The organism is Intrasporangium sp. (assembly GCF_030452765.1).
Taxonomy (GTDB): Bacteria; Actinomycetota; Actinomycetes; order Actinomycetales; family Dermatophilaceae; genus Intrasporangium_A.
Window position 1 is genome coordinate 1 of record NZ_JAKDLO010000272.1, and the last position, 4,283, is coordinate 4,283.

At 69.3% G+C, this 4,283-nt stretch carries 6 protein-coding genes and 2 pseudogenes; 1 reads left to right on the forward strand and 7 read right to left on the reverse strand.

Translation table 11 applies throughout. The annotated features are described in order from the left end of the window. Positions 1-69: 69 nt before the first annotated feature. The 7 genes and pseudogenes from L0H79_RS21105 to L0H79_RS21130 all read right to left on the reverse strand — a co-directional run bounded on the left by L0H79_RS21105 (position 70) and on the right by L0H79_RS21130 (position 3,697). A complete protein-coding gene (locus L0H79_RS21105; RefSeq protein ID WP_301486643.1) occupies positions 70-267 on the reverse strand; it encodes a hypothetical protein in 198 nt (65 codons plus the stop codon). A gap of 103 nt (positions 268-370) precedes the next feature. Further along, positions 371-580 carry a hypothetical protein gene (locus L0H79_RS21110; RefSeq protein ID WP_301486644.1) on the reverse strand — a complete coding sequence of 70 codons (210 nt, stop codon included), beginning with the start codon at positions 578-580 and terminating at the stop codon, positions 371-373. Next, a complete protein-coding gene (locus tag L0H79_RS21115) occupies positions 574-1,029 on the reverse strand; it encodes a hypothetical protein (RefSeq protein WP_301486647.1) in 456 nt (151 codons plus the stop codon). The genes L0H79_RS21110 and L0H79_RS21115 overlap by 7 nt, the downstream gene beginning before the upstream one ends. Positions 1,030-1,346: 317 nt before the next feature. Beyond that, the gene (locus L0H79_RS21120) at positions 1,347-1,925 is read right to left on the reverse strand and encodes a PRC-barrel domain-containing protein (protein WP_301486649.1); all 579 of its coding nucleotides are present in this window, start codon (positions 1,923-1,925) and stop codon (positions 1,347-1,349) included. Between the two features lie 54 nt (positions 1,926-1,979). Continuing rightward, complete coding sequence (locus L0H79_RS21125; protein WP_301486651.1) at positions 1,980-2,627, reverse strand: hypothetical protein; 648 nt, start codon at positions 2,625-2,627, stop codon at positions 1,980-1,982. A gap of 69 nt (positions 2,628-2,696) precedes the next feature. Continuing rightward, a pseudogene (locus L0H79_RS22350) lies at positions 2,697-2,753 on the reverse strand (hypothetical protein); the annotation flags it as partial. A 500-nt stretch (positions 2,754-3,253) separates the two neighbouring features. Further along, positions 3,254-3,697, reverse strand: a complete 444-nt coding sequence (locus L0H79_RS21130) for a MarR family winged helix-turn-helix transcriptional regulator (protein ID WP_301486653.1) — start codon at positions 3,695-3,697, stop codon at positions 3,254-3,256. A 128-nt stretch (positions 3,698-3,825) separates the two neighbouring features. Here L0H79_RS21130 and L0H79_RS21135 point away from each other — a divergent pair. Then, positions 3,826-4,283 (forward strand): annotated as a pseudogene (locus tag L0H79_RS21135) (MMPL family transporter); the annotation flags it as partial.

Here is a 4,283-nt window from a genome sequence, read left to right on the forward strand (position 1 = left end):
GTGGGGGGGGGCGGAACGGCCCCGCCCCGTCCGCCCTGTGACCTGCGGGGTGGAGACCCGCGGGGTGGGTCAGAGGCCGATCTTGTCGCGGATACCGCCCGAGCCGCCACCGGCCAGATCCTGCGGGTTGACGCCGAGCTTGGACAGTTTGTCCGCGTGCTGGTCGGTGTCGACCTGCTCGGGCAGGTCGCTCTCGGCCTGCTGTGCGTGGGCGTGGTCGCCGCGGCTCTTGAGCATATCGATGATCTGCTGCTTGTCGATCTGCATCTGTCGTTCTCCTTCTCTGGTGTTACCTTCCAACCGGCGGTTGACCGGCTTGGTGTGGGGTGCCGAGTCGGCCGCAGCCGCGCGGGTCGGGCGAGTGCGGGTGTCATGTCAGGTAGCGGCTGGGGTCGCTGGCCGCTCGCGCGCCGTGGGCCAGCCACGCGAGGAAGGCGGCCGGGTGGCGGCGTTCCAGCTCGTCGAGGTAGCGGGCGCGGGTCTGGATCACGGCGGTGAGCCGGGCTGGGTCGCCGACCGCGCGCTGCAGCGCGGTGAAGCTGCGGCGCCACTCGTGGCACAGCTGGGTGTCGGTCAGCACCTGCGGGTCCTGGGCCAGTTCGCGCGCCCTGATGACGACTGTTCGCTGTTCGCCACCGTCGGTCGATCGGGTCGTTCGGACGCCTTTGGTGTTGGTCTCGGCGCGTGTCTCGAGGGCCCGGCGCGCCGCCCGGGCCCGGCGCCGCGGCTGGGCCGACGGCGGGCGAGCTTGCGCCGCACGAGCGGTGATGCGGCCGCCAGCAGCCCGGCCAGTGCGGCCCCGGCTCCTCCGGCCAGGTAGACCAGCCCGAGCACGGCCACCGTCGCCGCGGCGGTGAGGGCAGCGACCCGGACGATGGGCGGCACCAGTGCGGCGCCGGCGTGCAGGGCGAGGGCCGTCCCGGCCAGCGCGCCGAGCCCTGCCATCGCCGCTATGAGCGCCAGCGGAGCCAGGACGGCTGCCGCGGCCACAGCGAACCCCCCGACCGCCAGGACGGTGACCGCCCACACCCCGCCGGTACACGTTCATCTGCCTCTCCTCCGCCAGGCCAGTGCAGCACGCGCCCGCGTGATCCCGTCGGCGTTCCCCTACGTGTCAAGGTGAGTTGAGACCAGACCCCTGTAGCAAGCATGGTTCGTAGGGTGAGAACAGGACTGATGGACATGACGACCTCAACCACACAGATGACGATGAGTGACAACGACGAGCGGAACGGGCAGCCGGGGCCCAGGGCCGGCGGGCCTCAGCGGCGACGGTTCACCCCGGCCGAGAAGCTGGCCCACATCGACGCCTACGAGCAGGCCCTGGCCGCCGGTGAGGCGGGTGCCTACCTGCGCCGGGAGGGCCTGCACTCGGCCTCGGTGACCACGTACTTGCGCGGCCGGGCCGTGCCGCTCGGCACCTTCTCGGGGCCGACGTCGAGCTGCTCCTCAGAGCGGGTCATCGCCTCGTTCGTGGTCGGGCCGGACACATCGCGTCCGACCGTGCCCTGCTCTCCGGCCCGGTCCCGCCGCTCGCGCGGCTGGCCGTCAGGCCTCGGGGCGCCGCCGTTGGGCAGCCCGGAGTCGGAGGCCTTCTTCGAGTAGTCCAGCCCGTAGTACCGGTACAGCTCCTTCTCCTGGTCCTGGGTCAGGTGTCCCTCGCTGTCGTCCAGGCGCGGGGGGTCCTTGACCGTGTCCTTGTCGTAGGGCACCTGGATCTCGGTGCCGTTGAGGCTGCCCTGCGACAGGGGCACGAAGGACTCGGCGCCGCCGAACATGCCGGTCTTGGTGGTCACCCACTCCGGCTCGCCGGTCCGGTCATCCAGGTCGACCTTGCCGACCTTGCCGATCTTGGCGCCGTCCTGGCCGACGACGGTGCCCCCGCCGCCCTCGAGCAGATCCTGGATCTGGTTGGTGCTGATCATGCTGATCTCTCCTTGCGGGTCATGCTGATGGGTTGGGCTGGGGTGGTTGGCCGCTCAGAGCCGACGCGCGCCGGGCTGCTGCGGCTGACCGTTGGCCGGCTGACCGTGCTGGTCGAACGGCTCGTCGTGCTCCGGGTGGGCGCCGCCATCCTGAGAGTGCTTCTGCTGGGCCTGCTGCGCCTGGTCCTGGGCGCGGGCCTTGCCCTTGGCGGCATCGGCCTTGACCTGCTCGGTCTGCTCCTGGCCCTTCTGGTAGGCGCTTGACCACATCTGGGCCGCGACCTCACGCCCGCCCAACCCGAACGCGAGCGCGCCGGCCAGGGCGAGCATGCCGATCAAAGCGGCATACGTGATGGTCACGATCGTCGGGGCGATCTTCAGCTGGGTCAGGATCATGAAGAACGCGATCGACATCACCAGGGCGGGCACCACGGTCTGGACGACTTTGCCGGTCGGGGTGTCGCCCATCGTCTTGTGCACCGCGGCGACGACCGCGCCGGCCACGACGGCGGCCACCACGAAGATCAGGAGCGCCGCGATCACGTTGGGCAGGTAGGACAGCACCTGGTTCATGAACCCGGTCAGGGCCGGGATGGACAGCGCCCCGATTGCCGCGGACAGGGCGTAGACGAAGATGATCCAGAACGCGACGGCACCGATCAGGTGCGAGGGTTTGCCGTCCGGGCTGGCCTTGGCCACCATCTGTCCGGCCTTGCCCTGCCTGAGCTTGTCGTCGTCCTTGAGCTTGTCGGCGATCTTGTTCGCGACCGCCTTGGCGATGATGTAGCCGATGATCAGGATGACCAGGAACGCGATGATCTTCGGCCGGTACTCGAAGACCGGTACTCGAAGACCGTGTTCAGGGCAGTCTACAGCGAGCTGTCGATGTCGAAATCTGAGGGTTTCACGGGATCCGGGATGTGCTCCTCATCATGGTGATCTCCGGCGGGCCGCATCGCAGCGCAGACCCGGACTCCGGCACGAGCGCGGCGAGACGCGCGGCGAAACCACGAGCCCCTGTCCGGCAGGTGAGCGCCTTTGCAGCAATGCCGTCCACCCGGGTTCATCTCTGTTAGTGATGCCGAGGTCTGGGGCACGTGGTTCGTCCTCACGGTTGCCGCGTGACAGAACGCCTGAGGCCACCAAGGTCCGGGGCGACGTGGCGGGGTTGATACCCCCAGCGGCAGATCATAAACAGGAATGCGAGGACATCCTTGTCATGACCTTGGAGTCAGTCGGTTCTTAAGAGGATGCCGGCGACGCAGGCGGAACAGCCTGCGCGGGCGGCCGAACGGTGGTCTACCCGCTGAGCCAATGCGCGGACCAGGTCAGAGCAGCCGTCGCATGGCCTCGAGGACACCATCGAGGTAGCGACCCACCACCTCGCGCTCGACGTCGGTCAATGTGGTGTCGACGGTGGCGAGCCCTTCGAACATGGGGCGTAGCTGGGCGATGACCTCGCGGCGCCCCGAGTCGGTGATGACGACCTGGGTGCGCCGGCCGTCGATGGGGTGTGGCTTTCGTTGGGCATGGCCTCGGGCGACGAGCCGGTCGACGACACCTGACGACGCGGCCGAGGTGACGCGCAGGTGACGGGCCAGCTCGACGGGCCCCATCGCCCGTTCGGAAAGGGCGCGGAGCGAGTGCAGCTCGGTCACGGACAGCCCAGCACGTCGAGCGACCGTCTCCGGCAGCGCTTGGGCGACATCGATGAGTTCTTGGAGGGCGGCGAGCGTCGGCGATGGCCGCCACTGTGGCACGGCATCGGCCATCTGTGGGGATGGTGCATGCACCGACTGGGTCGATCCCGGCTCCGAGGGTTCCGGGGCGGGGGTTCCCTTGATTTTGCTCACCATGTTAGTAAGATCCTTAGCGACCCTCCTACTGTACTGGGGCGATCGTGGCAGATCTCGGAGTGCGCTTCACGCGCCGGCTCACCGCCCGGTGGTGGGCCGGCGCCATCGCGGTGCTCGCCATCCTGCTGTCGGGCCTCGTCATCGCTCTGCTCGGACAGGCCCAACGGGCCCCGTCACCCACGGACAGCCTGCCCATCGGGTCCGACAGTGCCGCCGCGGCCACGCTGCGCGAGCGCCTTCCCCAACAGGACGAGACGATAGCCATCGTCCTGTTCAGCCGGGACGGTCGTGATCTGAGCGATGCCGACCGTGCCGCGGTCACTGACGCCGTGGGACGAATCGACCCGAGCGGGCAGCTACCCGTCGTGCCGAGCGCCGACGGCACGGCCGAGCTCGTCATCGTTCCGCTCGAGGCGCCCGACGCAACGACGGCCGCTCGGGTCGTAGCAGAGCTGCGAGCGAAGGTGCGCCTGGATCTGCCCCCCGGCCTGACCGGGCAGGT